Source organism: Pseudoalteromonas sp. Xi13 (assembly GCF_003952205.1).
Lineage (GTDB): Bacteria > Pseudomonadota > Gammaproteobacteria > Enterobacterales > Alteromonadaceae > Pseudoalteromonas > Pseudoalteromonas atlantica.
On record NZ_CP034439.1, the window covers coordinates 781,042 to 807,177 of the forward strand.

A 26,136-nucleotide genomic window follows, 5' to 3' on the forward strand; every position below is an offset into this window, starting at 1 on the left:
ACATGGTTTTACCACGTGTACGTAGCCGAAAGCATGGCGTTACGCGGTTTACCCGGGAAGTACCTATCGCCAGTAAAGCTGGTGTAATCAGCACGCTCAGCATAAGCTTCGTCGGTAAGGTTAATTATACGTGCAAGCACTTCTAAATTATTGGTAACTTGCCACTTTGCACGCAAGCTTAAAATATCATGCCCCTCGTAGCTATGTAGGTTTTCTGGGTCGGTATAGTAACTACTTACGCTATGCCATTGCAGTGCAAGCGCTAGGTTATTAAAGGCTTGCCAGGTTAAATCAAGGTTAGCCACATTGCGAGGCGCGGTGTCTACGTTGTTACCGTTTATATTTAGCCCATTAATTAACTGATTATTGGTATACGTGTGCTTTGCATGCGTACCTGCAAATTGTAAGTTAAGCGTTTTGCTTAATGCATAATCTACTTCAAGCTCAATACCTCTGTGACGTGAACTGCCATCATTAACGTTAAAGAAGTCGCTATCGCGATAAATAGTATTGTGTTTGCTCATAGCATACACAGCCAATGCGTAACTTACATTGCTGTAATATCCTTTTAAACCAAGCTCGGCATTATTGGCTATTTCGGGGGTTAAATCGGCGGTCGTTTGCTCGCGTTGTAATTGGTAAAGCTCTGCCGCTTGCGGCGCTCGGTAGCCACGCGAAAAGTTAGCGTATAGCGTATTGTTATTGTTGAGCTTGTAGCTCACGCCAAATTTAGGTGAGGTATTGCTAAAGCTATTTTTACCACTGGCTGGGCGACTATAACGGCAACCGCCAAAACCACATTCTGTGCCGTCTTCTGTTGTGCGCCCTGTGAGCATATTATTAGTGTAATCGTACTGCATATGCTCATACCTGAGGCCGGCGCTAATAAACCATTTATTTAATTGCCACTCAACTGATGCAAACGGCGCATACAGGGTTGCGTTTACGTCGTAATCGTAGTGTTTGCCTTGCGGTACTGTGGCTACTAAAAATGCAGAGCCTTGAGTTGGCTCGTTTTGACTTTGAGTAAAGTCGCTGCGGGTGTATTCGCCATCAAGCCCTAGGTTTACTTTTACATTACTTTGCAAGTTATGTTGATAAAGCGATTGCACACCTATGCCTGTTTGACTGTTGGTTTCAAGCGGGGTGCCAGGTAAAAAATGCTTAAAAAAGTCCATGCTTTGGTCGCGCACATAAGGCGTAATAGAAAGCACATTGCCGTTTTTTAATTGCCACTGCGCGTTGCTCCACGCTCTAAATGAGCGGGCTTTTCTAAATGCATCGGGGTCAAAGTTTTGCTGTGCTATGTCTTCGTTTTTATAGCTTTCAAAACCCGTAATAAAGCCCGCAGTGTGCTGATCTAAATTTGTGTATGTAAGGCCAGAGGTAAGCAATAGGTTTGAGTGCTCAAAGCGGTGGCGAATATTTATTTTTTGCTGTTTAACGCTTTCATCATCACGGTAACCGGTATCGTCGGTAACACTGGCGTTTATGCCAATACCACTGTTGCCGTAGTCTTGCCCAGCGCGAAGCTTATAACGGGCATATCCGTATGAGCCATAATCAAGCCCGACTAATCCACCGCCTTGCGTGGTATCGGGCGTTATTACATTAATAACACCATGCACAGCATTTGAGCCATAAAGTGCAGAGCCGGGGCCTTTGAGTACTTCTATGCGCTGCGCCATTTCACTATGCGCTTCAAAAAGCTCGTTAATATTACAAAAGCCTGCAGCACGCAGTGCAATGCCATCTTCAAGGGTTAGTATGCCGCCACAGGCTGCTGCGCCCGAAAGCACCGGCGAGCGAAGTGCCGGTAGGTATTCTTGCCCATTTCCGCGCTGTACGTTAGCACCTGCAATACGTTGTAACGACTCTTCAACATGAGTAGGCGCAATGCTATTTAATTGCGCCTCAGATAAGGTACTAATAGTAAGCGGATAGGGGGTAGCCAGTGCTTCTGTACGTGATGCGGTGGTTGTTATGGTTTCTATTGCATCATCGTTTTTATTATCAGCAAGTGCAACGTGGCTGAGAGGCAGTAACAGCAGCAAAATATAAGGTTTCATACATTCCTTTAAGGTGAGTAACGCTTTATTAACGCCATGGTAAGGTGTTTTAAACGGTTTTTAAACCGCTTGCGTTAAAGTGCGCGTATTCTATATACCCGATAAGTTAGCGATAATATAAAGCAAGCCGCAGCGGGCACGGTTAAAGCAAGTAGGGCTAAGTGCTCATAAAGCATAAACCCGCACACTCCACCTAGTAAAAAGCCGGCAATAATAAGTATAAATATGACGCCTTTGCGGGTATCAAAGGGTTCACCTTTTAGCGCCTTGCTTATCATTAAACCTAGGTAGGTAAAAATACCGGTTAAATGAGTGGTGCGCACTACTGCGCCGCTGTAGTTAGTGGCAAGGACGTTTTGTAAACCACAGGCAGCAGAGGCAAGCGTAATGCCGTAAACATGGGCGCGGCTGAGTAAATAGGCGCTTAAAAGCAGTAATAGGCCTTCAATAAATAATAAGGTCTCGTAATGGCGTCCCAGCTTTAGCGAGCCGCCGGTAAGTAAAAAACCAGAAAGGGCAGAGCCAAGCATAAAGCTCAGCACTACAGCCAATAGCAATAGTGCGCTAGAGACGTTACTCATTAAGCTAATGCCAAGTAGCGTTACACTGCCCGAAAGGTGCGAAATAGCCTGATGCTCAAACCCTAATAACCCAATAGCGTTAACAATGCCCTATTATAGCGCGTCGTACTCAACCCATTTTGGTAATTTAGTTAACATTGCCTACCTTATTAATGCACACCGAATTGTGCTTTATAGCGCTTTATTTGCTCATCAACTAGTGCGGTGTCGACCATGCCGTGCTTAAAAGCAATATAAACAGGTAGGGCGTAGCCTTCAAGCTGCTTAGCATGAATGTTTTTATAGCCTTTTGAGTACCATAAACCGGCTTGATAATTAGTTATTGCGTAGTCAACACGCTGTTTATTAAGCAAATCAAACGTGGCTTTAGTGGAGAGTGAATGCATAAAGTTGCTTTGTTTAATATTATATTCTTTTGCCAGTACACTGGGTAATTTAACGCCTCTTAGCATAGCAATACGTGAATTTGATAAGTCATTATTAAGGTTCGCTTTTTGTGTGCTAAATAAACCAAATTGAGTGGTGTGTAGCGGCTCAGTGGTAAATTCTAAATATTGCGCACGCTCGGTATTATTAGCCAACGCAAAGTAACAATCGTAGTAACCTAACGTCATTTCTTTTTTAATGCGTGCCCACGGTAAATGAACCACCTCAATGTTTAAATTTAAATTACGCTCTATAAAAGCTAAATAGTCTATGTCTATGCCCGTAAAGGTATGTGTTTTATCGTCATAAATTGTAAAAGGCGGGTAATGGGTAGTTGCACAGCGCAGCGTTTTATTAGGCGCGGCTAATAATAGCGAAGAAAAACTAAAAGCTAAAAGCAGCAATAATGTGCGCATACATGTAAATCCGATTTTTTCTTATGTTAGTGTGTTTATTATACAGCGATATTCGGTTTTGAGGTGATGATCTATGTATTTTTTCTTCTCGTATAAGTTTAAATTTTAAGAGATAACCATGTTTAACGCAGAGCAGCAATCGCGAATTATAGAAATGGCGTGGGAAGACAGAACCCCCTTTGAGGCTATAGAGCAGTTATACGGGCTTAATTATTCACAGCTGGTATTGTTTATGCGAGAGCATATTTCAAAGGGGAGTTTTAAAGCGTGGCGCAAACGCCACGCAGGGCGTAAAACCAAGCATTTAAAACTGCGAGACCCAGCCATAATGCGCAGCCATTGCAAAACACAGTACAAGCCGAGATAAATCGCTGCTTACAGTTTCATATGATGTTCAGGCGTGTTTGATAATCTTTAGCTATTAACATTATTAGAGATTATTTATGAAAGCGTTTTTATATACTGTTTTTTTTGCGGGTGCCTTGGTTAGCGTTAATGCACAGGCAAAGCCCGACAAAGACAATCACGGCCATAAAAATGGCCACAATAAACATCAGCAGCACAACTATAAAAGCAGTAAGAAACTATCTAAAAAGCAGCAAAAAAAGTTAGTGCGTGCTGGGTGGACGCCACCAGGGTTAAATAAGCGTTACCATAGAGGCGACTACCTAGACCGCAATGTATATAAACAAGGCCGCGTTATTGAACGTTCTAGAGATAATGGTACAGTAAGTATAAAAATAGACAGTACAGTTATACACATGGTGCACGATACCCGAGAAATACTTTCAATTTTAACTCGTTAAGTACAATTTATAAGGATATTTAAATGCTCATTGCACTGGCTATAATCATTGGCTTTTTTTTATTAGTGACCTTGTTACCTATGTCGTACAGTCAGCACTACTTAGTGCGCAGCTGCGACTTCGTTCGACTACAGGTATTTTATATAGCCAGCGCTGTTGCAATTATATCGTTTTATTTACTGTGGCAAAGCGGCAATAGCGGGTATTTGTATACTGCTTTAACCGCATTACTAACCATGGCATTACAAGGTAAGTGGATATTTCCTTACACTTGGCTTGCTAAAAAAGAAGTTAAAACGGCCTCAGTGAGCGAAGATCACAGTGTTAGAATCATGTCGGCTAATGTGCTTATGTCAAACCACAATAGTGAGCAACTAATCTCACTGGTTGATAAACACCAGCCCGATTTATTAATTACCCTTGAAAGCGACAGCTGGTGGGAAAACAAATTAGCTGTTCTTAAAAAAAACTACCCCTATTATATTGAATGCCCTAAAGACAACCGCTATGGCATGCATTTATACAGTAAATTTAAAATTCTTGATGCGCAAATATGTGAGCTCATTGAAGATGATATTCCTTCAATTCATATCCTGTTCGAAAACAATGAAGGCCTTGAAATGCAAGGGCACTTTATACACCCCGCGCCACCAAGCCCCACTGAGGAAGACTCATCGCGCCCACGCGACTCAGAGCTAATAATGGTCGCTAAAGCACTTAAAAAGCCAACACGCCCGACCATTGTAGCCGGTGATTTAAACGATGTGGCATGGTCGCGCAGCACCCGTTTATTTATGCAAATAAGTGGTTTTTTAGACCCACGTAAAGGCCGTGGTTTTTATAACACCTTTCACGCAAGTTACTTTTTTATGCGCTGGCCGCTCGATCATTTATTTCACAGCCCAGGGTTTAAAGTAAAGCGTATTAAGCGCCTTGCAAAATACGGCTCTGATCATTTTGCACTACTTACCGAGCTGGTGTATGAAAACGCCAAGCAGCATTCATTAGAAGATAAATCAGACGAGCTAAAGCAAGAAGAAATTCAAGAACTTGCTATGAGCAAAGCCGATAAGCGCAAAGTACCAAGGTTTGAAAAAGAGTCGTAGCTATTAGCTTGTGTAGGTCGGATAAGCGAAGCGCCATCCGACACAGTAAAATACCTTGCCAATTATAATCAATATTTATGTTGTTGAGTGCCTCATGGCGTGAAGCTACCTTCCAGATTTAACTCATTTCTGCCCCAAAACGTGTTTAGGCGAATGCCTCAAAAGAGCGATAAGCGGTCATTGATACTGGCCAAATATCGTCATTAATAGATTGGTAAAACTGCTTTTTGCGCATATATTCATGAAAATGAGCGATAAGCGCATATTGTTCTATTTAACTTTACCTAAAAACTTTAGAAAACATAGTTATAGTAATACCTTAGGTTATTTGTTAAAACTATATAAAGTAGATAAATGAGCGTTAAGTCGGCAGAAATATGTGTGATGAGCGCACTATTAATTGTTATATCGCTGTAAACATCGCCTGTCGCCCCACTGTCGTGTGAATTTCGTAACCGACAATCGATTAAAACATGGATAGTTTCCTCTCACATTGGTAAGGAGCCCAAATGATAGTCAAACGTCTTAGAGAAAAACGAAACTGGTCGCAAGAACAACTTGCCACGTTAAGCGGCTTGAGTACTAGAACTATTCAACGAATAGAAAGTGGAAACAAGGCCAGCATAGAATCTCTTAAAGCCCTTGCCTCTGTGTTTGAAATTGACATTTCTAAACTTCAAGAGGAAATTATCGTGATAGACAAAACATCTAAAGAATGGAACAAAGAGCCAATATGGGTCAGGTTTTCGTTTTGGGGAGTAAAAGCAAGAAAGCAAATTGTTATGTTAGAAATTATAACGGTGCTCATGGGCCTATTAACTTGGTTCATAAAACCCGATGTAATTGCGACGCCGGCATTTTTTCTTCTAGCTTACATCTTTTCTAACATGAAGCACTATATTGATACGAAGAAATATTGGTGAGTAGCGATATAACAACTCAATAAACGCACTCACTTCGTTCGCCGGGACGCATACACGCAGGGCGGCTTCGCTATTATGCCCTACGTGTCTGCGCCCGTTATTGAAAAGCTAGGCTTAAAAATCAATTACCTGTGATAATTTAATATTTAAAAGGAATTAAAATGAGTTTTATTAATGAAATCAACGAAGCAAGAAGTGAGACTTTTAAAGAGTCTGTAAAACAAAGGCATGTTGATAAACAAAAAGAGTTACAAGAAGAACAACTTGAATTTCATAGTATAATTACTGAAACCATAAATAGAATCGACGAAATTAAATCTGGTATTTTAAATGCTGCGAAAAGAGATGATCACTCATATATCATCCTGGACAATTTCAAATGGGTTAAATCACCTTACTTTCTAGGTTCTGTTGATTTTGATGGTGCGGCACTTAATACAAGTGAACTCCTCTCAGGAGATCCAACATTATTAGGATTTAACTCTGAATGGCACAAGACATATCGTCAGTTTGTGAGAGAAACAATTAAAGATAAACTTTTTTTAAATCTCTGGGAGCAGTTAGAATCATTAGGCCTTGAGCCTTTTGTAACAAATGATGGTTTTAAAAATCAGTTTGGTGTCAAACTTTAAGCCTAGCAAGAGTCTAAGGTTACGACAGTCCGCTCATGGCACAGAGCCGACCTTCGGCTCTAACTCGTTTTTGTCCAAAAACGAGTTTACTGACCGTTTGCTCACCACTCTTACCTGCCTAGCTAAGCCAGGTTGTCTAAATTCTATGCTCAGTATTAGTCAATTGACAGCTTTGTTTTTAATTTCTCTTACAGTGTTTACGGTTTTAAATACACTTGTTGGATAGATCTATTCGTGCATAAAACCATGCAGATTCGTCCATAAAAAAAGCCTAAAAGTGATTGCTCACCTTTAGGCTTAATAATATTTTTTAAAATACGTATAAATATTCTTTAAATACGTGTATCTCAGGTGTAGCTATATTAGCTATTGATCATAATACATTTGATATTCACAAATTCGCGCATACCAAAGCCGCCGTGCTCTCGGCCGTAACCACTTTCTTTAACACCACCAAACGGTAGGTTGGGTTGGGCAAGGCCGTAACCGTTAATATTGATCATACCGGTATCAAAGTGCTTTTTAGCCAGTTCAATGGCTTTTTTCTCATCTTTAGAGAAAATCCCACCGCCTAAACCATAGCGAGAGTCGTTGGCGATGCGCATTGCATCGTCGTTGTCTTTTGCTTTAATGAGCGAGGCTACAGGGCCAAATAATTCGTCATCGTATGCTGGCATGCCCGGCGATAAATTATCAAGAATAGTCGGTGGGTAGTAGTAACCTGTTTGCGATGGTACTTCACCGCCTGTTACTACATTTGCACCGGCTTCAACAGATTGCATTACTTGGTCGTGAATTTTATCACGTAAATCTTCACGAGCCATTGGGCCTAGATCGGTATCTTCGGCCATTGGGTCGCCCATTTTTAATGCTTCAAATTGCGCTTTAATTTTTTCTTTAAAGTCATCATATAATGACTCTACAACCACAAAGCGTTTTGCCGATACACAGGTTTCGCCGTTGTTGATCATGCGCCCTGTAACACAGGTTTCAACAGCAAGGTCTAAATCTGCATCATCAAGTACTAAGTAGGCATCGTTACTGCCAAGCTCAAGCACTGTTTTTTTAACGTATTTACCTGCTTCTTCAGCTACTTTTTTACCGGTAGCGTCACTGCCTGTAAATGTTACGCCGCTGATTGCTTTGTGTGAAATAAGCGCGCTGGCAGTTTTGCCATCAATAAGTAAGTTGCTAAAGCAATATTCAGGGAAGCCCGCTTGTTTAAACAGGGTATCGATTTTCTCTGCCATACCAAATACATTACCGGCATGTTTAAGTACGGTGGTGTTACCGGCCATAATGTTAGCAGCACTGTAACGAATTACTTGGTATAACGGAAAGTTCCAAGGCTGAATACCTAATAAAACGCCCGTTGGTTGGTAGCTAACAATAGCGCGGCCGCCATCCATATCGCGCTCTTCATCGCCAAGTACTTGTGGGCCGTTTTCGGCTGTATAACGACAAATACCTGCGCACAGTTCAATTTCTTGAAAACCTTGCTCGTACACTTTACCCATTTCTTCGGTCATTAGCTTAGCAATGGCTTCTTTTTGCTCTTCGAATAAAGAGGCTAGTTTATTTAAATACTTAGCACGCTCGGTAAATGAGGTTTGGCGCCATTTTAAATATGTTTCGTGAGATTTTTCTACTACCTGCTCAGCTTCCTCTTGAGAAAGCAGCGTGTAGGTATCAATGGTTTGTTCAGTTGCGGGGTTGATTGTTTTAACTGTGTTACTCATTTTTATCTCCTTACAAATTAGTTATCAGTAAGGGTGCAAACACAACGCCAGTTTGTTTTATAAAGTAAAATAGAGCTTAAGTTATTGAATAGTGGTCGCTTTAAATTTAATTGTGGGATGTAAATAAAAAGCGAGTGATGAGCAAGCAGTAAAAAATACTGCTTTATGCAAATTTTACAGCCTTAGTTAAACAGTTGCTGTGCTATTTGTTTTAGTAGGTAAGTTTCACGAATGATAGACAGCCCTTGTTTTTTGCTAAGGCTCATTGTGCGCTCGTTGTGTGCAATGGCGTCGTATATATTGACCCATTTAGGCGTCATACCATTTTGTTGCTCGTAATGTTCAAGCTGTGCTTTGCCAAGCTCTTTGTCTGTATCGCATAAATAGCAATACGACTGTATATGTATAATATCAAAGTCGTCTTTGTACCAAGGGCGGTACTCTTCGTATAACCCAAAGGGTTTAATAACCTGTATATTTTGCGCGCCAGTTTCCTCGCTAAGCTCTCTTATTAACCCTTGCTCTAGGGTTTCACCTTCATCCACACCGCCGCCGGGTAAACTGTAGTCTTCGTAGCGATTGGTATACATTAATAAAATGTGTGCATCTTTAATCACAATGGCGCGGCCTGTGCGGCGGGTAAATTGAGTGCCTTGGTTTAAATTTATGCCAGGGTGGACCATTGTTTTTAATAATTGCATTTTGTCTCCTTTTTAAAAGCAAAATTATATCAGCTGGTATACTTAGGCGAGTAGTAAAAATAATTCTAATTATTTTTAAAAATTATGATCGGTATGGCTTAAGTTTACGTACATACTCGGTTGTTAAAATTAAACGTTAAATGACTCAATAGTTTAATCATTTTTAAGAGATTCTAGTAGCCCCTTTTATTTGCAAAATAGGGTGCGTAGAATAAGAAGAAAAGCATAGGGATTTATCATGTTAAACATACTTTTAGTCGATGATGACGTTGAATTTAGTGACGTTGTTTGCCACATTGTCGAATTCCTCGGGCACAACATTTGTACTGCAACTAGCTTAAAAGAAGCACATCAATGGTTTGAAAATAATACCTTTGATCACGTGTTGCTCGATTTTATGCTGCCAGATGGCAGTGGTCTTCATTTACTCGATCATTTAAAAATGATTGGGCAGTCTCCAAAAGTGACGCTTATTTCTGGCCACCCTTCAGTAAAAGGGATTTTGGCAGACATGTGTGAGCAAGATGTTGGGCATTTATTAAAGCCGCTGCAACGCGAAGACCTAGAGCTGGTATTAAATGGCCCTAAAAAAACAGCTAAAAAAGCTAAAGCTCCGGCTATTACTCGCCATTTTAATAGCTTAATTGGTGAATCAGAGCCAATGCAAAAGCTTTACACCATGATAGAGCGCGTAGCTAAAACCAATGCGAACGTGATGCTAATGGGGGAAAGCGGTGCAGGTAAAGAAGTGGTCGCCCAAGCAATTCATAACGCAAGCCAATGCGAAGGCCCTTTAGTGGCGAGCAACTGTGGTGCTTTGTCTAAAGAATTAATAGGTAGTGAGTTATTTGGCCATGAAAAAGGGGCTTTTACAGGTGCAATTGCCCGTAAAGAAGGGGTGTTTGAGCAAGCAGACGGCGGTACGTTATTTTTAGATGAAGTAACCGAAATGCCTATAGATATGCAGCCAAACTTACTGCGTGTGCTTGAAACTAAAAAAGTAACACGTGTAGGCGGCAATCGTGAACTGCCTATAAACTGCCGCGTTATTTCTGCGACTAACCGTTCGCTGACCGACTTAGCGCAAAATAATATTATTCGTGAAGATATTTACTTTAGACTTGCGGTTTTCCCCATTGATATACCTGCGCTGCGAGAGCGAAAAGAAGATATTCCACTGCTTGCGAAAGCCTTTTTAGAGCAACTTAACGATGAAAATGGCACTTCGTTTTATTGGCACAACGAGCAGCTAAAAGAACTACAGCAATATGAGTGGCCAGGCAATGTGCGTGAACTTCGCCACGCTATCCATCGCGCCTTTATTATGAGCGACCCACAATCGAGCGAAATTATACTTCCGGATAACTTAGAGTCGCCGTTTTCGCGTGTAAATACGCAAGTGGCCGACAACCATGTTTCGGCAGGGCAAACCATTGAAGAAGTCGAAAAAGAGTTAATCCACGCCACGCTAGATAAGGTGCAAGGTAATAAAACGCTAGCTGCGCAAATGCTAGGGATCAGTACAAAAACATTGTATAACCGATTAAACGCATACGGCGGAATTGGAGAATATAAATAACCTGAACTCTGAATAATAAACCTATCTCTAGCAGCTATTTTCAACGTTAACTGCGTTAAATTTGCTTGCAATAGGCCAGCTATTGATGCGTAAATTCGCCTTATTTTCATTGAAAATCTCTGGCTAGAGAAAAGAATTTGGTTATCACTATAATTTAATATTTTAGTGGCTCTCTTAATCAGAGTTCAGGTTGAATAAGTATAGGAAGTAATATGAGTGATGAAAAAGAAGTTAATACGCTAAATAAATTGGTACATGATGCGAGAGCTCCACTGAATAGAATTTCTATGAATGCAGAGCTCATTAAACTGGTATTAGAAAACGATATGCCAAAAGACAAAGCGTTAGCAGCACTCGATAAAATAATTTCAAACTGTCAGCAATGTAGCGAAAGCTTGCAAAACATTACTGATTTTAATAACAAGTAGTCATTTAAAATTAGGTATTTACACATAATGAGTAAGCAAAAGCAGCAGGGTAAAACGAATATAACGTGGGCCGCTTTTATCGCAATAGTACTGTGTATTGTTGTTGGCAATGCAGTTTTGGCATTAAGTACTATTCAGGGATTAACGCAAACCCAAAAAAGCTTGGATAACACCAGCTTATTAGCCGATGGTATTGAGCGTCTTCACTTATCAATTGTGCAGGCAGAGTCTGGCCAGCGCGGCTACTTACTCACCGAAGAAGAAGACTACTTAATGCCTTATTACGATGCGATAGGGCAAATAGAATCGCAAATGGAGCATGTAAAGTCTCTACACTCTGAAATTGATGGCCAAGCTGAGCGAATTGCTGAGTTATTAGTGTTAACAGAAGCTAAAATTAAAGAGCTTAAACAAACGGTTAAGCTGGCTACGAATGACAAAGAGCGCCGTGCGTTATATGTATTAAATACGCACAGAGGGCGAGAGCTATACAAAGATATTCGTGTTAAAGTTAATGATATTCAAGACCGAGAATTACTGTTTAAGGTGAGCCATTTTTCTAAGCTGGCACAAATAAAAAATGAAGCAAAAATCACCTTTGCTATTACAGCGGTTACCAGTGCGCTTTTAATAATAGGTATGTTTTTATTAACCCGGCTAAATTTAAGAAACGCGGCTAAATACCGTGAGGAGCTTGAAATACAAAACGAAACGCTTGCAACAAAAGTGTCTGAGCGCACGCAAGAGCTGACCTTATATTCAGATGAGCTTAGCCGCTCAAACCGTGAGCTTGAAGAGTTTGCGTTTGTTGCCAGCCATGACTTACAAGAACCACTACGAAAAATTCAAGCATTTAGTGACCGCCTAGAAACCATGTTTAAGGATGAGCTGGGCGAAAAAGGCATAGATTACATAGGCCGTATGAAAAATGCAGCGCAACGTATGTCTAACCTTATTAACGACTTGCTAGAATTTTCGCGGGTAACAACGCGAGGTAAAGACTTTGATGACACTGACTTAAAAGGCGTAGTTAACGACATTTTAAGTGATTTAGAAGTTGCCATTAAAGAAAGCAATGCGCACGTAGAGGTGGGCGAACTACCGGTTATACAAGCCGATAAAAGCCAAATGCAGCAGTTGTTTTTAAACTTACTGTCTAATGCTGTTAAGTTTAGAAAACCAGGTATTGAGCCACACATAAGCGTAATGTACGAGCACAAGGACGAGTTTAGTGAAGAGCACAACGAGAAAGTGGGTTGGCAAATTATTACCATAAAAGATAATGGTATTGGTTTCTCACAAGAGTATGCTGATAAAATATTTGTACCATTTCAGCGCCTGCATGGGCGTTCGGAATATAAAGGCACAGGGATTGGGCTTTCAGTTTGTAGGCGTATAGTTGAGCGGCATGGTGGGATAATTACCGCTCATAGTAAAGACGGTGAAGGGGCAACCTTCATAATAAAATTACCTGTGGAAACAACGCTTTTCACACTTCAAGGAGAGGCTTAGATGCCGTATTCAAAAGTGAAACCTATTACAATATTAATGGCAGATGATGACGAGGATGATCGCCTACTCACGCAAGATGCGCTAGCCGAAAGCCGTGTATTAAACGAGCTGCATTTTGTGGAAGATGGGGTTGAATTATTAGAGTACTTAGAGCGCAAAGGTAAGTTTGAAGATAAAAATTCATCGCCACGCCCAGGGTTGATTTTGCTTGATTTAAATATGCCACGTATGGATGGCCGTGAAGCACTTGAGGCCATTAAGGCAAACCCAAACCTTAAAGGCATACCGGTTGTTATTTTAACCACCTCTAAGCAAGAAGAAGACATGGTTAAAGGTTATAACTTAGGAGCGGCCTCTTATATTACTAAACCGGTAACATTTGATGGCTTGGTTGATTTAATGAAAACCCTAGGAAAATACTGGGTAGAATTTGTAGAGCTGCCAACAACTTTTAACGACTAAATAAGTAGCAACATTAAGCCCCTAATTAGGGGCTTATTAAATGCAATTAAAAGGAGGTAGTATGTTAGATAAAGTGACTCGCTTACTTTTAGTAGAAGACGATGAAGATGATTACATTCTCACTTGCGACTACTTAGAACAGTTAGATTCACATACATTTGACATAGAATGGATAAGCTCTCCTGAGCAAGCAATAAGCATTTTAAGTAAAAACGATCACGATATTTGTTTGCTTGATTATCGATTAGGCGCCTCAAATGGGCTAAGTGTATTAAAAAAGGCCATTGCTAATGGGTTTAGCGGGCCAATTATTATGCTTACAGGGCAATCTAATGATGAATTAGACTCTGCAGCACTTGATGCCGGCGCGGTAGATTACCTTATAAAAACAGAAATGAGTTCGAGCCGGTTTGCTCGCGCTATACGTTATGCTTTAGCGCGTAAAGATGTTGAAGGCGAGCGAGTAGAGCGTTTAAAAGCCGAGGCAGAGAACCGCTCAAAAGACAGATTTTTAGCCCACTTAAGCCACGAATTACGTACCCCGCTTTCATCTATATTAGGTTACACAGAGTTACTGCTACAAAGCGACTTTAGCAAACAGGCCGAAAACGAACTAGGGGTTATTTACCGAAACGGTAAGCACTTGCTGAGCTTGTTAAACGACGTGCTCGATTTATCTAAAATTGCTGCCGACAAATTAGAGCTCACCTTAAGTGAAGTAAACTTAGATAGCATGCTGGCTGATGTTTACACCTTAATGCGTGTATCTGTGCTTGATAAAGGTTTAAAGCTTCGCTTTGAGTCTCTACAGCCTTTACCTCTTATTGTTAGAGTAGATGCCACCCGCGTACGCCAAATACTCATTAACTTAATCAATAATGCGGTTAAATTTACCGAAAAGGGCGAAATAGTGGTTAGTGCCTGGACCGAGTGGGTTGAAGGCCAAGAAATGCTATTTTTTAGTATTAAAGACTCAGGCATGGGGATTGCCCCTGAAAAACAAGCATTAATTTTTAAACCCTTTGAGCAAATAGCCGATGTAGAATCGCGCTCTGTTGGCGGAGCAGGCTTAGGCCTTGCTATTTGTGCCGAGCTATTAACGCGTATGCACGGCAGTATTGATTTAACCTCTAGAATGGGAGAAGGCTCTACCTTTACTATTTCGGTGTACCCAGGTGATATAAGTGAAGTAGAACGCCAAGTATTAAACTTTAGTAGTGGCTCGCAATTACAGACAAAATCAGCGCCATGCAAAGTGACCGGCCGCGTATTAGTGGTTGATGATTTACGCGACTTACGCATGTTAGTTGGCCATATGATTAGCACATGTGGTGCGCGCGTAGACTACGCCGAGCATGGCCAGCAAGCGCTTGAAAAAGTAAGAATTGCACAAGCGTATCGCTCGCCTTATGATATTATTTTTATTGATATACATATGCCTGTAATGGGTGGTAAAGAAGCGACAATAGAGCTTAGAAAAATGGGCTACACAGGCCCAATTATTGCGCTTACTGCCGCCACTATGAAAGGCATACATGAAGAACTGGCCGCCCTTGGCTTTAACGATGTAATACCAAAGCCCGTTGATAGCTCTTCTTTGTATCAATGCTTACAAGATTACTTAGTATCGCCAGAGCATGCGCCTCAAGCTAAAAACATTCACAGCGACAAAGCTGTAATAGAGAAAAAACAGCGCTTTTTATTGGTTGAGGACGACCAAGATGCAGCGCAAATTACGCAGTTGCTGCTAGAAAGTTTAGGGGTAGAAACCGTTATTACCTCAACGTGTGCACAGTGTTTACAAACCCTCAATCATGACCAACAATTTAATAAGGTATTGCTCGATATGCACTTACCTGACGGGCGTGGTGTAGATTTAGGTAAGCAAATTAACGAACGTTACCCAGACTTAAGCTTGGTGATTGTTAGTGGTGCAGAGCCCGATCCTAAGCAGATCAAAGATTTAAATATTAATCATGTACTTTTGAAACCGATTAATCTGAGCTTATTAGAAACCTTGATCAGCTCGTAATTTAGAAGTTATTTTATGCAGTCGATAAAATTAGAAAGTGAGTTATTAACGCCCTCTAAAGTAGTATGCGTTGGGCGTAATTACACCGCGCATATTGCCGAGCTTAATAATGAGCTACCAGATCAAATGGTATTGTTTAATAAACCGAACAGTGCGCTTTCGTCTACCTTATTTGCTACGCACAATAACGACACACTGCATTATGAAACCGAGCTGTGTTTTGTTATTAAAAATAATGAGTTGGCAGGCGTAGGTTTAGGGTTGGATTTAACTAAACGTACCGTGCAAAGTAAGCTTAAAAATAAAGGGTTACCGTGGGAGCGCGCCAAGACGTTTAACGGCTCGGTATTATTAACGCCCTTTGTCGCTATAGCGGATGCTGAGCAGGCGTTTACGTTTGAGCTTAAAATTAACGATAACGTTATTCAACAAGGCGATACGCAATTTATGATACACAAGCCTAAAGATATTTTAAGTGAAATTAATGAGTTTATGCACTTAGAAAATGGCGATGTAATAATGACAGGAACGCCTGCAGGCGTAGGGGAAGTGCCTGCAAACAGCGTATTTACAGTAAGCTTGTATGCTAATTCGACCTGCTTGTTATCGCAAAGTTGGCAGGCACAATAGGATTAAGTATTTGCTGTTGGTAATGCTTAGTAAACTGCGGAAAACTTTGCTCTAACCAAAAGCGCTGACTATTTATATAAGCAGGCGATTGCAATACCTGCTTATGTAGCGCTTTATTTATTTTATTAAGCGCCTTGGTAGCAAAATCATTCGGTGCTCTTACTGCACACCCTATAGCCCCTAAAACAAACTCTCTAGGGTCTTCTTCAATTGGTAAACTGACTATATTTTTAAACTTACTGTGGTTGACAAAATAATCCCTCATAAACGGGTAGTCTATTGTGTAATCTAAAAAGCCGCGACTTAAGCGAGCAATAACAGCTTGGCTTTCATTCTCGCTGCTCCAGCTTAGCGATGCTTTATGATACACCGTGGTGTTTTCGATTATTTTATTAATTTTTGAAGTAAACTTGCGCGCCGCGGCTTGACCATACACATATTGCTCGTCTGACAATAAATGAATAAGTTTAATAGGGCTGCCATACTTAGCGTGTATTTCTGGAGCAAGTTTTTGAGTGGTTAAAACCGAAAAAGGCGGGTAAACCGTGGTGGGGGTAGAAAACTGTAACACCCCATTGGCCGTTTTTTTATGAATAACACACGGAAAGCATACATTATCGCCTTCATTTAAGTGCTTATTAATTCGCTCTTGCGGCACGATTAGTCGTGTATGTTTTACATCATCAATGCTGTTAATTAGTTGCTCGGTGAGGTTGTCGCAAATACCACCTTGCGGCGCATGCGAATCTTTATCCATATGAAAGGGGGGCGTGTAACTTTGTAGCCATACAATTTCTTTAATTGGGTGAGTATTGTCAGCGTACCCGTAACGCATTAAACCACCTAGGACACCAAAGAATAAAATTACATTTCTAAGCATAACTCACTAAAAATAATCCATTTAAGTTAACTTTAGTATAGTTTTACTTTGTATATGTTCAAATGTAAGAGAGAAAAAGGCAGTAAAAAAACTGCCTATTATTTTGGTTTAATATGGCTGCGGGTAATCTTTAAAAATAGTGCCAATTTCAGTTAGAGTGTCGTCGCTTAAAGTTATGCTAAAAGCGTCAATGTCTTCTTTTAATTGGGCCATGCTGGTCGCACCAATAATTGACGAGGTAACGCCATCGACTTGATTACACCAAGCAAGAGCCAATTGGGCTGGGGTTATGCCGCTTGCATGTGCAAGCTCTACATAACGCTGCGTGGCTTTTTGCGCGTTAGGGGTATCTCTAAAAATGCCATTGCGCTGCATAAATGTCCAACGCGAGCCCGCTGGGCGTGCGCCGTTTAGGTATTTACCCGTTAGCAGGCCAGCAGCAAGCGGCGACCAAGGTAAATAAGCAATGTCTTCATGGATACACTGCTCAATTAAATAGGGCCAATCTTTAGCGTGCGCTAGGCTAAACTCGTTCTGAATAGACACCATACGCGGTAAGTTATGCGCTTTTGCTAAATTTAAAAATTGGCTAATGCCCCATGGGGTGTCATCTGAAAGGCCACAATATTTTATTTTTCCGGCTTTAACACACTCATTAAGGCCCTCTAAAATATCAAGCATACCCGCTTGTTGTTGCTCAGTATCTACGTCACTAAAAGTGAGTTTACCTGGCCACTGCCTGCCAAAGTGTGGGGTAGAGCGATTAGGCCAATGCAATTGGTATAAATCTATGTAGTCGGTTTGTAGGCGTTTAAGCGAGTTATCTACGGCCTCAATGACAGCGCTGCGTGTTATATCGCCGCCATCTCGTACCCACGACAAGCCATTGCCTGCAATTTTACTCGCCAATACAATATCACTGCGCTTTTGCGCATTGCGACTTAGCCAGTTACCTATAATTTGCTCTGTTTTACCGTAGGTCTCTGGTGAAGGAGGAACGGCATACATTTCGGCAGTATCTATAAAATTAACGCCTTGTGCCAAGGCATAAGCTATTTGCTCATCGGCGTCTTGTTGGGTATTTTGTTTACCCCAAGTCATGCTGCCTAAGCATACTCTAGAAACATCAACACCGCTGCTGCCTAACGGACTGTATTGCATTTAAAATCCTTAAATTATGTAAGATCTTGAGAGTGGATAATTAATACCAATTCGCAATAAACCTACTTAAGCGAATTGATGTAGTGCCGATAGTAATGGCTCTGAAATAGCCGCTTTTTGTCCTGTTTTAAAGTCAAACATAACAACTTGAGAATAGCCTGTGGTAGTAATAGCTTGCTGAGCATGGCTAAATACAGAGTAATTCATCATAAAACGGTCGCTTTTTATATCTGAAATAGTAATACCTACGGTTAAGGTATCTGGGAAGGTCACTGGACGTTTATAGCGAATATTGTTTTCACTAATGACCGGGCCTATTCCACCTGGTTTTATCGTATCAAACTGATTTATTTTATTTAGAAAATCGATACGCGCAATTTCAAAATAACGCAAGTACACCACGTTGTTAACATGTTGTAGGGCGTCCATATCGGCCCATGCTACGGTGATATCGGTATGAATAGGGTGCTGATCTTTGAACCTTTGCATGTATGTGTACTCTTAGTTTTAAATGAATGAGGTTATCAATATGGTGTTTGTAGCTCAAGACAATAAATGCCATGTTTTTTTATAAGATGATTGTACCTATTTATTTTTAGGACTACAGTTAAATAACACAGACAACACACACACGAGAACACACATGCAAAATATAATTAATTGGGCTTTAGCCAGTTTAGTTTTTATAGCGTCTTTTGCTTGCTATGCAATGGGTAATGCCTCCGGCGGCATAATGCTTTTAGCTGCGGGGTTTTTATTGGAGTTTGTTTTTTGGCTACATTGCTTTAAAAAATCAAAGCGCTTTAAGCAGCCGTTTTAAAAAAGCGGTTTAAAGCTTGCGCGGTTTAACGCGCTACACCTAGTCGCGCTTTAACTTTAGCAAGCTAAACAGGCTTTAATGGACTTGCTTAATGAAAGTGAATCCTTAATAATGGCTGTATAAATAAACAGTTATTATGTGGTAATGAAAAAGTTTATTCATATCGACATGGACTGCTTTTATGCAGCGGTTGAAATGCGCGATAACCCCAAACTTGCCAGTGTGCCTTTAGCGATTGGTGGCAATAGCCGTCGTGGTGTGCTCTCTACAGCAAATTATATAGCGCGCGAATATGGTGTTCGCTCGGCTATGTCTAACTACCACGCTAAGCAATTATGCCCCGATTTAGTTATTGTGCCTGGGCGCATGGCGGTTTATAAAGAAATTTCTAACCAAATACGCGCTGTATTTAAACGCTACACCGACCAAATAGAGCCGCTGTCGCTTGATGAAGCTTACCTCGATGTAACCAACAGCACCGCATGCAAAGGCAGCGCAACGCTTATTGCTCAGCAAATTAGAGCAGATATTTATAACGATACCGGCCTTACTGCCTCTGCCGGAGTTGCCCCCATTAAGTTTATTGCCAAAATAGCCAGTGACGAAAATAAACCCAATGGCCAATTTGTGGTTTTGCCGGATGAAGTTGATGCGTTTTTAAATAATTTACCGCTGGGTAAAATCCCTGGTGTGGGCAAAGTAACCCTCGAAAAGCTTAATTTAAAGGGGTTATACACAGGTAAAGACGTTCGCGAGAAAGGCGTTAATTGGATGCAGCAGCATGTGGGGAATTTTGGTGTATCGCTTTATCAAAAATGTGCTGGCGAATATATTGGTAAAGTAACCACTGAGCGAGTGCGTAAATCCCTTAGTGTTGAACACACCTATGAATACAATAAAAATAGCTTACAAGAATGTTTAGATCAGTTACCTAAATTACTGGAAGAGCTAACAGCGCGTCTTAATAAGCAACAGCTACAAAACCGTATTAATAAGCTAAGCGTAAAAGTGAAGTTTGCAAACTTTGTTGTTACCTCAGCGGATCAAGCTCATCATCAATTAAATACTGCTATTTTTACTGAATTACTCTCTAAGGCGTATCAACGGGGTATGCAGCAACCGGTTCGCTTATTAGGTATTGGGGTAGGTGTTAAAAATGAACCTAATTTAAATCTGCAACTGAGTATTCTTGATTAACTACACGCTTTTTTGCAATTTAGAGTGCTTTAGCAAAGTAATTTAAACATAGAGTAAGCAGGGGCTGCCTTTACTAAAAACTATATAGTGGTTGTTAATTTCTTCTTAAAACATGGAGTCACTTTAGTTTGCTGTAAAACCAAGTTGCCAGATTAAAATGAGCTGATCGCAGTTGGCTGGTTTTGTGTTTTTATATCAACGATAATAGCTCCTTATGTTTTCTAACAGGAGTTTTACTTATGGCATATCCTCAAGCGATAGCTGCACAATCACTTAGTGCAAGCTTTGACTCATTTTCTCACGATGCACTTATTATAATTAGTGATGACTTTTCTCAATTAGCCAATAACTCATTAAGTGATGCTATCGAATCACACGCTAAAGTAGATTCTCGTATTGGTAAACAAGTTACGTTTTTAGTGGTTGATAATGTACGCGTTGTTTTAGCGCCTACGGGGCCGCTTAACCGCGATTACGATGATGTAAGACGCTATTTTGATGCCGCTAAACTAGCGATTAACGAAGCAAAAGCCGCGGGCAGTGTAAACCCTGCTATTTACTTACCAAAATTACATACAGATGCGCGTTACCAGCATGCATTAGAAGTGGCGTATTTAGGCGCATGCCAAGCATTATGGCAACCTTTAGAGGCGCGCGAATACCACGGCGAAAGCATTGAGCCTATTACGCAAATAGGTTTAATAGATGCAAATGAGCAAACAGTTAAAGCTGTAAATGCAATTGCAGCAGGGCAATATGCGGCACGTGATTTATGCGGTACTGAGCCTGAACGTATGGCGCCACCACGCTTTGCCGATTACTGTGTTGAGCTTTTTAAAGGCTCTAAAGTAGCGGTTGATGTGATTGACGATATTAACACGATAGATAAAAACTACCCTATGCTTAGCACCGTTGCTCGCGCATCTTATGCGGTTGAGCGCCACCACCCACGTGTTGTTAAGCTAGAATACGTGCCAGAAGGTGAAGTAACGCGCACGCTAATGTTTGTTGGTAAAGGATTAGTTTACGATACCGGCGGCGCCGATTTAAAAGTAGGCGGTTACATGGCAGGTATGAGCCGCGATAAAGGCGGGGCTGCATCCGTTGCGGGCTTTATGAAAGCCGTGGCAGATTACCAACCTAAAGGCGTTAAAGTTATTTCTTACCTAGCTGTGGTTCGTAATTCAATTGGCTCTGATTGTTTTGTACCAGATGAAATTATCACTAGCCGTGAAGGCGTACGTGTACGCATTGGTAACACCGATGCAGAAGGGCGTTTAGCTATGGGTGACCTACTTAGCGAAATGAAAGATGTAGCTAAAGGCGAAGTTAATCCAACATTATTCACCGTAGCAACCCTTACAGGCCATGCGGCACGTGCTATGGGCCCTTACGGAGCGTATGTTGAAAACGGACCTGCACGTAGCGCTAATACCTCTCGTCAAATAGCGGATTGTGGTGATTTATGGGCAGATGCAGCTGAGGTTTCTCGCTCTCGCCGTGAAGATTACGACTTTATCAAACCGCGTACCCTCGCTGATGATGTTTTATCAAGCAATAATGCGGCCTCTGCTGTTACAGCCCGTGGGCATCAATTCCCTATGGCGTTTTTAGCCGTTGTTGGTGGGCTTGATAAACACGGTAACGACTCTGAGCAGCCGCTTCCTTATGTACATATGGACATTGCTGGTAGTGGTGTTGAAGGCGGTGATTGGCAGCACGGTAAGCCAACCGCAGCATCAGTAACCAGCTTATTTGCACGCTACTGTATGTAATACCAATCCGCAATAATACTTAATCATTTTTCGGGGCTAAACGTGTCGCTATCTGTGTTAAAAAATTCTCATTTAGAACAACTAAATAGCAAATTTTTTGCCTAGCCATCAACACGTTTTTCCATCCTAAAAATAGATCACTTAATTATGCGAAATGGTATAAGCTAAAAACGCTTATGTAATAAAAAGCCCTGTTAATTCAGGGCTTTTTTTAATTATTTTAATTTAAAGCGATTAACCACGCTCGAAAGCCCTTGGCTACTTTGTTTAAGGTTATCGCTGGCATCGGTAAGTTGCTTTGTATTATTTAGTGATTGCTCGGTTGATTGAGATAGCTCGTTAATACGTAAATTAACCTCGTCAGCAGCTCGTGTTTGCTGCTCGGTGGCACGGGCTATTTGGCTGTTCATGTCGGTAATTATAGATACCAGCCTTTCTATTTCATTGAGCGATGTATCGGCAGATGAAACCTGCTCTACCGTCGTCACCGACAGTGCTTGGCTTGATTTTACCGCCTCTACAGCCGCTTTAGCGCCTTCTTGTAATTTAGTGATCATGGCTTGAATTTCATCTGTGCTTTGCCCGGTTCTGCTGGCTAATGTGCGCACTTCATCGGCAACAACTGCAAACCCTCTGCCGTGCTCGCCTGCACGAGCCGCTTCTATAGCAGCGTTGAGTGCAAGTAAGTTTGTTTGCTCCGATATACTTCTGATCACATCAAGCACAGAGCCTATATTGTTACTTTCGTTTGCTAAATCTTCAGTTACTTGGCTCACTGTCTCTATATTACTTGAGAGTGTTTCTATGGCGGTAATGGTATTCGCTACCACGTTTTTACCGGTTGAGGCATTGTGCGCTGCATCATTGGCTGCTTGTTCAGCGGCTTCGGCATTGCGACTCACATCATGAATTTGGTGCGTCATTTGCTCCATGGCGGCGGCTACTTGTGTGGAACTGTCGTTTTGTAGTTCAATGAAGGAGTGGCTTGTTTTACTTGACTCATCCACCGTATGAGCGTGTTTGCTTACATCATCAGCACTGTGCGATACATGTACTAACGACTCGCGCATTTTTAAAACAAATAAATTAAAAGAGCGTGACAGCTCTGATATTTCATCATTGCCCGATTCGCTTAGCGTACGTGTTAAGTCACCTTCACCTTGCGATATGTTTTTCATCATATCTGCGGCAAGACGAGTAGGCGTGAGTATACTTTTACCAATAAAGTAACTTAATAAAATGACAGCAATAATCATAACTAGGGCGCTAATTATGATGAGGTTACGCTGCTCGCTAAACGCTTCATCTATTGAATCTAGGTATACGCCTGAGCCAATAATCCATTGCCACGGGCTAAAGCCTTTTACAAATGCGACTTTATCTACCGGCTGATCTTTTCCTGGTTTTGGCCATTTATAAGGTATAAAACCTTCTTTTTGTTGTTTTACAATGTTCACCATTTCTACAAAAAGTGCTTTGCCATCGGGGTCTTTATTATTACTTAAGTCTTTACCGTTAAGCGCAGGCTTTATTGGGTGCATTACCATTTTGGGCTGGTAGTTGTTTACCCAAAAGTAATTTGTTTTGTCATAGCGCAGCGCTTTTATAGCGGCCAGTGCTTGTGATTGAGCCTGCGCTTGTGTGAGTGTATTGTTTTGTTCAAGCTGGTGGTAATGCTCAATAACACTGTATGCCGTTTCTACTACATTTTGGGTTTTTAGATATTGCTCGTTTTTGAGTGAGCTATATTGATGAGTTAGGCTAGATATACTAAGTACTATTAGGCCAAATACAACAATGGCTATTAACAGTAAAAAACGTTGAAAAATACTGAAACTACGTAGGTTAAGCATTAATTTGTCCTCAATTAGTGTACGCCTTAGCGCATAGAATAAGCGTAGCTAAAAAAAGCGTTTAATCTAGGCTCACTAACTTATTAAGACAAAAAAAAGGCTGATTTTTCAATCAGCCTTTAGTCTATTTAGTCGTCATATGATTATTTAACATCAAAATGTCGATTAAAGAAGTTTGTAATGGTTTGGTGTAAATGTGTTTGCACCTGTTTACCGCGTAAGCTGTGTTTTGAGCCTGGGTAGGTCATCATTTCAAACTGTTTTTCGTTATCTTGTAGTTGTTTAAATAATTTAGTGGCGTGGGTAAATAACACGTTGTCATCGGCCATGCCATGGTAAATCATTAACGGGCCTTTTAAGCCATCAGCGTATGGGAATACGGCGCTGTCTTCGTAGCCTTTGGCATTGGTTTTTGGATGACCAAGGTAGCGCTCAGTGTAATGGGTGTCGTAAAGTGCCCAGTCGGTAACTGGTGCACCCGATACACCGGCTTGAAAGTAATCGCCCGCTTTAAACATGGTCATCAGGGCCATGTATCCGCCATAACTGTGGCCATAAATACCAATGCGTTGTGGGTCTACGTAATCAAGCGTGCGTAAAAACTCAACGCCTTTAATTTGATCAGCTACTTCTACAACACCTAAGTGTTTGTAAATAGCGTCTTCAAACTTTTTACCACGGTTGTATGAGCCTCGGTTATCGAGCTGAAAAATAACATAGCCTTGTTGCGCCATGTATTGAAAGTACAAGTTTTTGCTGCGCCAGCTATTTGTTACGCGTTGTGCATGCGGGCCGCCGTATACATTAACAATTACTGGGTGCTTTTTACCGTCTGCAATATTACTTGGTTTAAACAAGCGGTAATGCATTACTTGGCCATCTTCAGCTTTAATTGTGCCGTACTCTGGAGTTGCTAAATCACTTAAATAAGGTGTTAATGGGTGGCTATCATCAAGCTTATTTTGTTCAAGCCATGTGATAAATTCGCCATTTACTTTACGTAGTGCCGCCGAGTTAGGCTTGTTTACCGATGAGCTATTATCAATAAACGTTTTGCTGTCTTTAGCCATTACCACTTTGTGGTATTGGCCTTGTTCGGTGATGCGCTTAATATTGCCTTTTTTAAACAGTGGTGCGCTGTATAAATGGCTTTCAAGCGGGGTGTCTTTACGTCCTGCAAAATACACTATGCCTTTTTTCTCATCTACGCCTTTTAAGCTATCAACAACCCAGTCTCCTGAGGTGATTTGTCGAATTAGCTGGCCGTTAGTGCGGTACAAATAAAGGTGTTTAAAACCATCGCGCTCAGAAGCCCATACAAAATGCTTTTTGTCTTTTAAGAAATGCAGATCAAAGTTTAAATTGATCCACGTATCGCTGTTTTCTGTTAACGCTACTTTTTGCGTTTTAGTATCGCTATTGTAAAAGCGTAGTTCTAACTTATGTTGTGAGCGATTTTGCCATTGATACGAAAGTGTAGTGCTGTCTTTTAGCCACTTAGCACGTGCAATGTAAATATCTTTATCGTCGCCTAAATCAACCCAGTCAACGTTTTGATTATTTAAAGACACAACGCCCAGTTGTATTTCAACGTTGTCGGTGCCTGTAAATGGGTAACGTTGATTAAATAGCTTTACTTCGTCTGCATAAATTTCGTTACGGATGGCTTCTTTTACTGGGGTTTCATCTACGCGAGTGAATGCAATTTTAGATTCATCGCCAGCCCACCAGTAGCCAGTCATCCGGCTCATTTCTTCTTGTGCTACAAATTCGGCCATGCCGTTTTTAATAACGCCACCGCCATCTTTGCTCAGTTGTATTTCTTTACCTGAATCAAGTGCTAAAGCGTAAAGGTTTTGCTCGCGAATAAACGATACATAGTTACCTTTAGGAGAAAAACGGGCATCGGTTTCAAACGCTTCTGTATTGGTAAGTTTTTTACTTTTACCAGATGCAAGCTCGTAATAATACAGGTCACCATTGAGTGGAAATAACAGGGCTTTGCCGTCTTTAGACCATTTATACTCTAAAATACCTTTACCAAAAATACGTTGGCGTTCGCGGCGTGCTTTTTCCTCATCAGAGAGGTTTTCTGGGCCTGAAAATAGCTTTGCAGAATCAACCAGTATTCTGTTGGTGTTATCTTTTAAGTTGTATTCCCATAAATCATAACGGTTGTAGTCATCGGTTTTACCTTGCAGGTAAGTTACGCGGCTACCGTCTGGTGAAAACTTAAGTTGTACGGGAGCTTTACCCGACAAGCTCGGATCATCAAAAATACGCTCTAGCGATAATGGTTTTGCTTGTACGCTTAGTGCGCCAACAGCTAGCGGTAGTGCGAGGGTTAAGTGTTTTATTTTTTTTAGCACAAGGTTGCCTTAGCTTATTATAAATATTGTATTAAATGG

23 protein-coding genes are annotated in these 26,136 nt (G+C 41.1%); 13 read left to right on the forward strand and 10 right to left on the reverse strand.

Annotated features, from left to right (window positions below; translation table 11 throughout):
- Positions 1-8: 8 nt before the first annotated feature.
- The 3 genes from EJ103_RS03525 to EJ103_RS03535 all read right to left on the reverse strand — a co-directional run bounded on the left by EJ103_RS03525 (position 9) and on the right by EJ103_RS03535 (position 3,492).
- Positions 9-2,069: a TonB-dependent receptor gene (locus tag EJ103_RS03525; RefSeq protein ID WP_126006083.1), complete on the reverse strand. Its 2,061-nt coding sequence runs from the start codon at positions 2,067-2,069 to the stop codon at positions 9-11.
- 74 nt (positions 2,070-2,143) lie between these two features.
- Positions 2,144-2,737, reverse strand: a complete 594-nt coding sequence (locus EJ103_RS03530) for a YoaK family protein (RefSeq protein ID WP_241232306.1) — start codon at positions 2,735-2,737, stop codon at positions 2,144-2,146.
- Positions 2,738-2,799: 62 nt separating this feature from the next.
- Positions 2,800-3,492 carry a transporter substrate-binding domain-containing protein gene (locus EJ103_RS03535; protein WP_126006085.1) on the reverse strand — a complete coding sequence of 231 codons (693 nt, stop codon included), beginning with the start codon at positions 3,490-3,492 and terminating at the stop codon, positions 2,800-2,802.
- Positions 3,493-3,610: 118 nt separating this feature from the next.
- Between EJ103_RS03535 and EJ103_RS03540 the strand changes: the two genes are divergently transcribed.
- The 5 genes from EJ103_RS03540 to EJ103_RS03560 all read left to right on the forward strand — a co-directional run bounded on the left by EJ103_RS03540 (position 3,611) and on the right by EJ103_RS03560 (position 6,959).
- Positions 3,611-3,859, forward strand: a complete 249-nt coding sequence (locus EJ103_RS03540; RefSeq protein ID WP_126006088.1) for a TIGR03643 family protein — start codon at positions 3,611-3,613, stop codon at positions 3,857-3,859.
- A gap of 76 nt (positions 3,860-3,935) precedes the next feature.
- Positions 3,936-4,298: a hypothetical protein gene (locus EJ103_RS03545; RefSeq protein ID WP_126006090.1), complete on the forward strand. Its 363-nt coding sequence runs from the start codon at positions 3,936-3,938 to the stop codon at positions 4,296-4,298.
- Between the two features lie 23 nt (positions 4,299-4,321).
- A complete protein-coding gene (locus EJ103_RS03550) occupies positions 4,322-5,404 on the forward strand; it encodes an endonuclease/exonuclease/phosphatase family protein (RefSeq protein ID WP_126006092.1) in 1,083 nt (360 codons plus the stop codon).
- Between the two features lie 509 nt (positions 5,405-5,913).
- Positions 5,914-6,327 (forward strand): helix-turn-helix transcriptional regulator, encoded by a 414-nt coding sequence (locus tag EJ103_RS03555; protein ID WP_126006094.1) that lies wholly within the window; start codon positions 5,914-5,916, stop codon positions 6,325-6,327.
- 161 nt (positions 6,328-6,488) lie between these two features.
- Positions 6,489-6,959 carry a hypothetical protein gene (locus tag EJ103_RS03560; RefSeq protein ID WP_126006096.1) on the forward strand — a complete coding sequence of 157 codons (471 nt, stop codon included), beginning with the start codon at positions 6,489-6,491 and terminating at the stop codon, positions 6,957-6,959.
- A gap of 362 nt (positions 6,960-7,321) precedes the next feature.
- Here EJ103_RS03560 and EJ103_RS03565 read toward each other — a convergent pair whose 3' ends face one another.
- Entirely contained in the window at positions 7,322-8,698 is a 1,377-nt protein-coding gene (locus EJ103_RS03565) for an NAD-dependent succinate-semialdehyde dehydrogenase (RefSeq protein ID WP_004588502.1), read from the reverse strand.
- A 182-nt stretch (positions 8,699-8,880) separates the two neighbouring features.
- Positions 8,881-9,399, reverse strand: a complete 519-nt coding sequence (locus EJ103_RS03570; protein WP_126006098.1) for an NUDIX hydrolase — start codon at positions 9,397-9,399, stop codon at positions 8,881-8,883.
- 238 nt (positions 9,400-9,637) lie between these two features.
- On the opposite strand from EJ103_RS03570, the gene EJ103_RS03575 reads away from it, so the two are divergent.
- The 6 genes from EJ103_RS03575 to EJ103_RS03600 all read left to right on the forward strand — a co-directional run bounded on the left by EJ103_RS03575 (position 9,638) and on the right by EJ103_RS03600 (position 16,042).
- Positions 9,638-10,978, forward strand: coding sequence for a sigma-54 dependent transcriptional regulator (locus EJ103_RS03575; RefSeq protein WP_126006100.1), 1,341 nt, complete (start codon positions 9,638-9,640; stop codon positions 10,976-10,978).
- A 212-nt stretch (positions 10,979-11,190) separates the two neighbouring features.
- Positions 11,191-11,406: a hypothetical protein gene (locus tag EJ103_RS03580; protein WP_004588505.1), complete on the forward strand. Its 216-nt coding sequence runs from the start codon at positions 11,191-11,193 to the stop codon at positions 11,404-11,406.
- Between the two features lie 27 nt (positions 11,407-11,433).
- Positions 11,434-12,918, forward strand: a complete 1,485-nt coding sequence (locus EJ103_RS03585) for a sensor histidine kinase (protein WP_126006102.1) — start codon at positions 11,434-11,436, stop codon at positions 12,916-12,918.
- Positions 12,919-13,380 carry a response regulator gene (locus tag EJ103_RS03590; protein WP_024031669.1) on the forward strand — a complete coding sequence of 154 codons (462 nt, stop codon included), beginning with the start codon at positions 12,919-12,921 and terminating at the stop codon, positions 13,378-13,380.
- 61 nt (positions 13,381-13,441) lie between these two features.
- Positions 13,442-15,412, forward strand: a complete 1,971-nt coding sequence (locus EJ103_RS03595; protein WP_126008708.1) for a hybrid sensor histidine kinase/response regulator — start codon at positions 13,442-13,444, stop codon at positions 15,410-15,412.
- 15 nt (positions 15,413-15,427) lie between these two features.
- Positions 15,428-16,042, forward strand: coding sequence for a fumarylacetoacetate hydrolase family protein (locus EJ103_RS03600; protein ID WP_126006103.1), 615 nt, complete (start codon positions 15,428-15,430; stop codon positions 16,040-16,042).
- Here the strand turns inward: EJ103_RS03600 and EJ103_RS03605 are convergent.
- From EJ103_RS03605 to EJ103_RS03615, 3 genes are all read right to left on the reverse strand, one after another.
- On the reverse strand, positions 15,999-16,877 hold the full coding sequence (locus EJ103_RS03605; RefSeq protein ID WP_054983502.1) for a hypothetical protein: 879 nt from the start codon (positions 16,875-16,877) through the stop codon (positions 15,999-16,001). The genes EJ103_RS03600 and EJ103_RS03605 overlap by 44 nt on opposite strands.
- Before the next feature lie 153 nt (positions 16,878-17,030).
- A complete protein-coding gene (locus EJ103_RS03610; RefSeq protein ID WP_126006105.1) occupies positions 17,031-18,083 on the reverse strand; it encodes an aldo/keto reductase in 1,053 nt (350 codons plus the stop codon).
- Positions 18,084-18,149: 66 nt separating this feature from the next.
- Positions 18,150-18,572 (reverse strand): thioesterase family protein, encoded by a 423-nt coding sequence (locus EJ103_RS03615; RefSeq protein WP_004588512.1) that lies wholly within the window; start codon positions 18,570-18,572, stop codon positions 18,150-18,152.
- A 475-nt stretch (positions 18,573-19,047) separates the two neighbouring features.
- Between EJ103_RS03615 and dinB the strand changes: the two genes are divergently transcribed.
- Together dinB and EJ103_RS03625 are read left to right on the forward strand one after the other, a co-directional pair.
- On the forward strand, positions 19,048-20,100 hold the full coding sequence (gene dinB / locus EJ103_RS03620) for a DNA polymerase IV (protein WP_024031675.1): 1,053 nt from the start codon (positions 19,048-19,050) through the stop codon (positions 20,098-20,100).
- Positions 20,101-20,339: 239 nt separating this feature from the next.
- Positions 20,340-21,875 (forward strand): leucyl aminopeptidase family protein, encoded by a 1,536-nt coding sequence (locus EJ103_RS03625; protein WP_004588515.1) that lies wholly within the window; start codon positions 20,340-20,342, stop codon positions 21,873-21,875.
- A 215-nt stretch (positions 21,876-22,090) separates the two neighbouring features.
- On the opposite strand, the gene EJ103_RS03630 is transcribed toward EJ103_RS03625, so the two are convergent.
- Both EJ103_RS03630 and EJ103_RS03635 read right to left on the reverse strand, forming a co-directional pair.
- Complete coding sequence (locus EJ103_RS03630) at positions 22,091-23,728, reverse strand: methyl-accepting chemotaxis protein (protein ID WP_126006107.1); 1,638 nt, start codon at positions 23,726-23,728, stop codon at positions 22,091-22,093.
- Positions 23,729-23,871: 143 nt separating this feature from the next.
- Positions 23,872-26,097 carry a S9 family peptidase gene (locus tag EJ103_RS03635; RefSeq protein WP_004586850.1) on the reverse strand — a complete coding sequence of 742 codons (2,226 nt, stop codon included), beginning with the start codon at positions 26,095-26,097 and terminating at the stop codon, positions 23,872-23,874.
- Positions 26,098-26,136 lie beyond the last annotated feature (39 nt).

Coding starts and splice junctions, on each gene's coding strand:
- EJ103_RS03560 (WP_126006096.1), top strand. CDS start 6,489: ATGAGTTTTATTAATGAAATCAACGAAGCAAGAAGTGAGACTTTTAAA.
- EJ103_RS03595 (WP_126008708.1), top strand. CDS start 13,442: ATGTTAGATAAAGTGACTCGCTTACTTTTAGTAGAAGACGATGAAGAT.
- EJ103_RS03605 (WP_054983502.1), bottom strand. CDS start 16,877: ATGCGTTACGGGTACGCTGACAATACTCACCCAATTAAAGAAATTGTA.
- EJ103_RS03630 (WP_126006107.1), bottom strand. CDS start 23,728: ATGCTTAACCTACGTAGTTTCAGTATTTTTCAACGTTTTTTACTGTTA.
- EJ103_RS03580 (WP_004588505.1), top strand. CDS start 11,191: ATGAGTGATGAAAAAGAAGTTAATACGCTAAATAAATTGGTACATGAT.
- EJ103_RS03610 (WP_126006105.1), bottom strand. CDS start 18,083: ATGCAATACAGTCCGTTAGGCAGCAGCGGTGTTGATGTTTCTAGAGTA.
- EJ103_RS03615 (WP_004588512.1), bottom strand. CDS start 18,572: ATGCAAAGGTTCAAAGATCAGCACCCTATTCATACCGATATCACCGTA.
- EJ103_RS03585 (WP_126006102.1), top strand. CDS start 11,434: ATGAGTAAGCAAAAGCAGCAGGGTAAAACGAATATAACGTGGGCCGCT.
- EJ103_RS03625 (WP_004588515.1), top strand. CDS start 20,340: ATGGCATATCCTCAAGCGATAGCTGCACAATCACTTAGTGCAAGCTTT.
- EJ103_RS03565 (WP_004588502.1), bottom strand. CDS start 8,698: ATGAGTAACACAGTTAAAACAATCAACCCCGCAACTGAACAAACCATT.
- EJ103_RS03535 (WP_126006085.1), bottom strand. CDS start 3,492: ATGCGCACATTATTGCTGCTTTTAGCTTTTAGTTTTTCTTCGCTATTA.
- EJ103_RS03550 (WP_126006092.1), top strand. CDS start 4,322: ATGCTCATTGCACTGGCTATAATCATTGGCTTTTTTTTATTAGTGACC.
- EJ103_RS03600 (WP_126006103.1), top strand. CDS start 15,428: ATGCAGTCGATAAAATTAGAAAGTGAGTTATTAACGCCCTCTAAAGTA.
- EJ103_RS03575 (WP_126006100.1), top strand. CDS start 9,638: ATGTTAAACATACTTTTAGTCGATGATGACGTTGAATTTAGTGACGTT.
- dinB (WP_024031675.1), top strand. CDS start 19,048: ATGAAAAAGTTTATTCATATCGACATGGACTGCTTTTATGCAGCGGTT.
- EJ103_RS03570 (WP_126006098.1), bottom strand. CDS start 9,399: ATGCAATTATTAAAAACAATGGTCCACCCTGGCATAAATTTAAACCAA.
- EJ103_RS03540 (WP_126006088.1), top strand. CDS start 3,611: ATGTTTAACGCAGAGCAGCAATCGCGAATTATAGAAATGGCGTGGGAA.
- EJ103_RS03590 (WP_024031669.1), top strand. CDS start 12,919: ATGCCGTATTCAAAAGTGAAACCTATTACAATATTAATGGCAGATGAT.
- EJ103_RS03555 (WP_126006094.1), top strand. CDS start 5,914: ATGATAGTCAAACGTCTTAGAGAAAAACGAAACTGGTCGCAAGAACAA.
- EJ103_RS03545 (WP_126006090.1), top strand. CDS start 3,936: ATGAAAGCGTTTTTATATACTGTTTTTTTTGCGGGTGCCTTGGTTAGC.
- EJ103_RS03525 (WP_126006083.1), bottom strand. CDS start 2,069: ATGAAACCTTATATTTTGCTGCTGTTACTGCCTCTCAGCCACGTTGCA.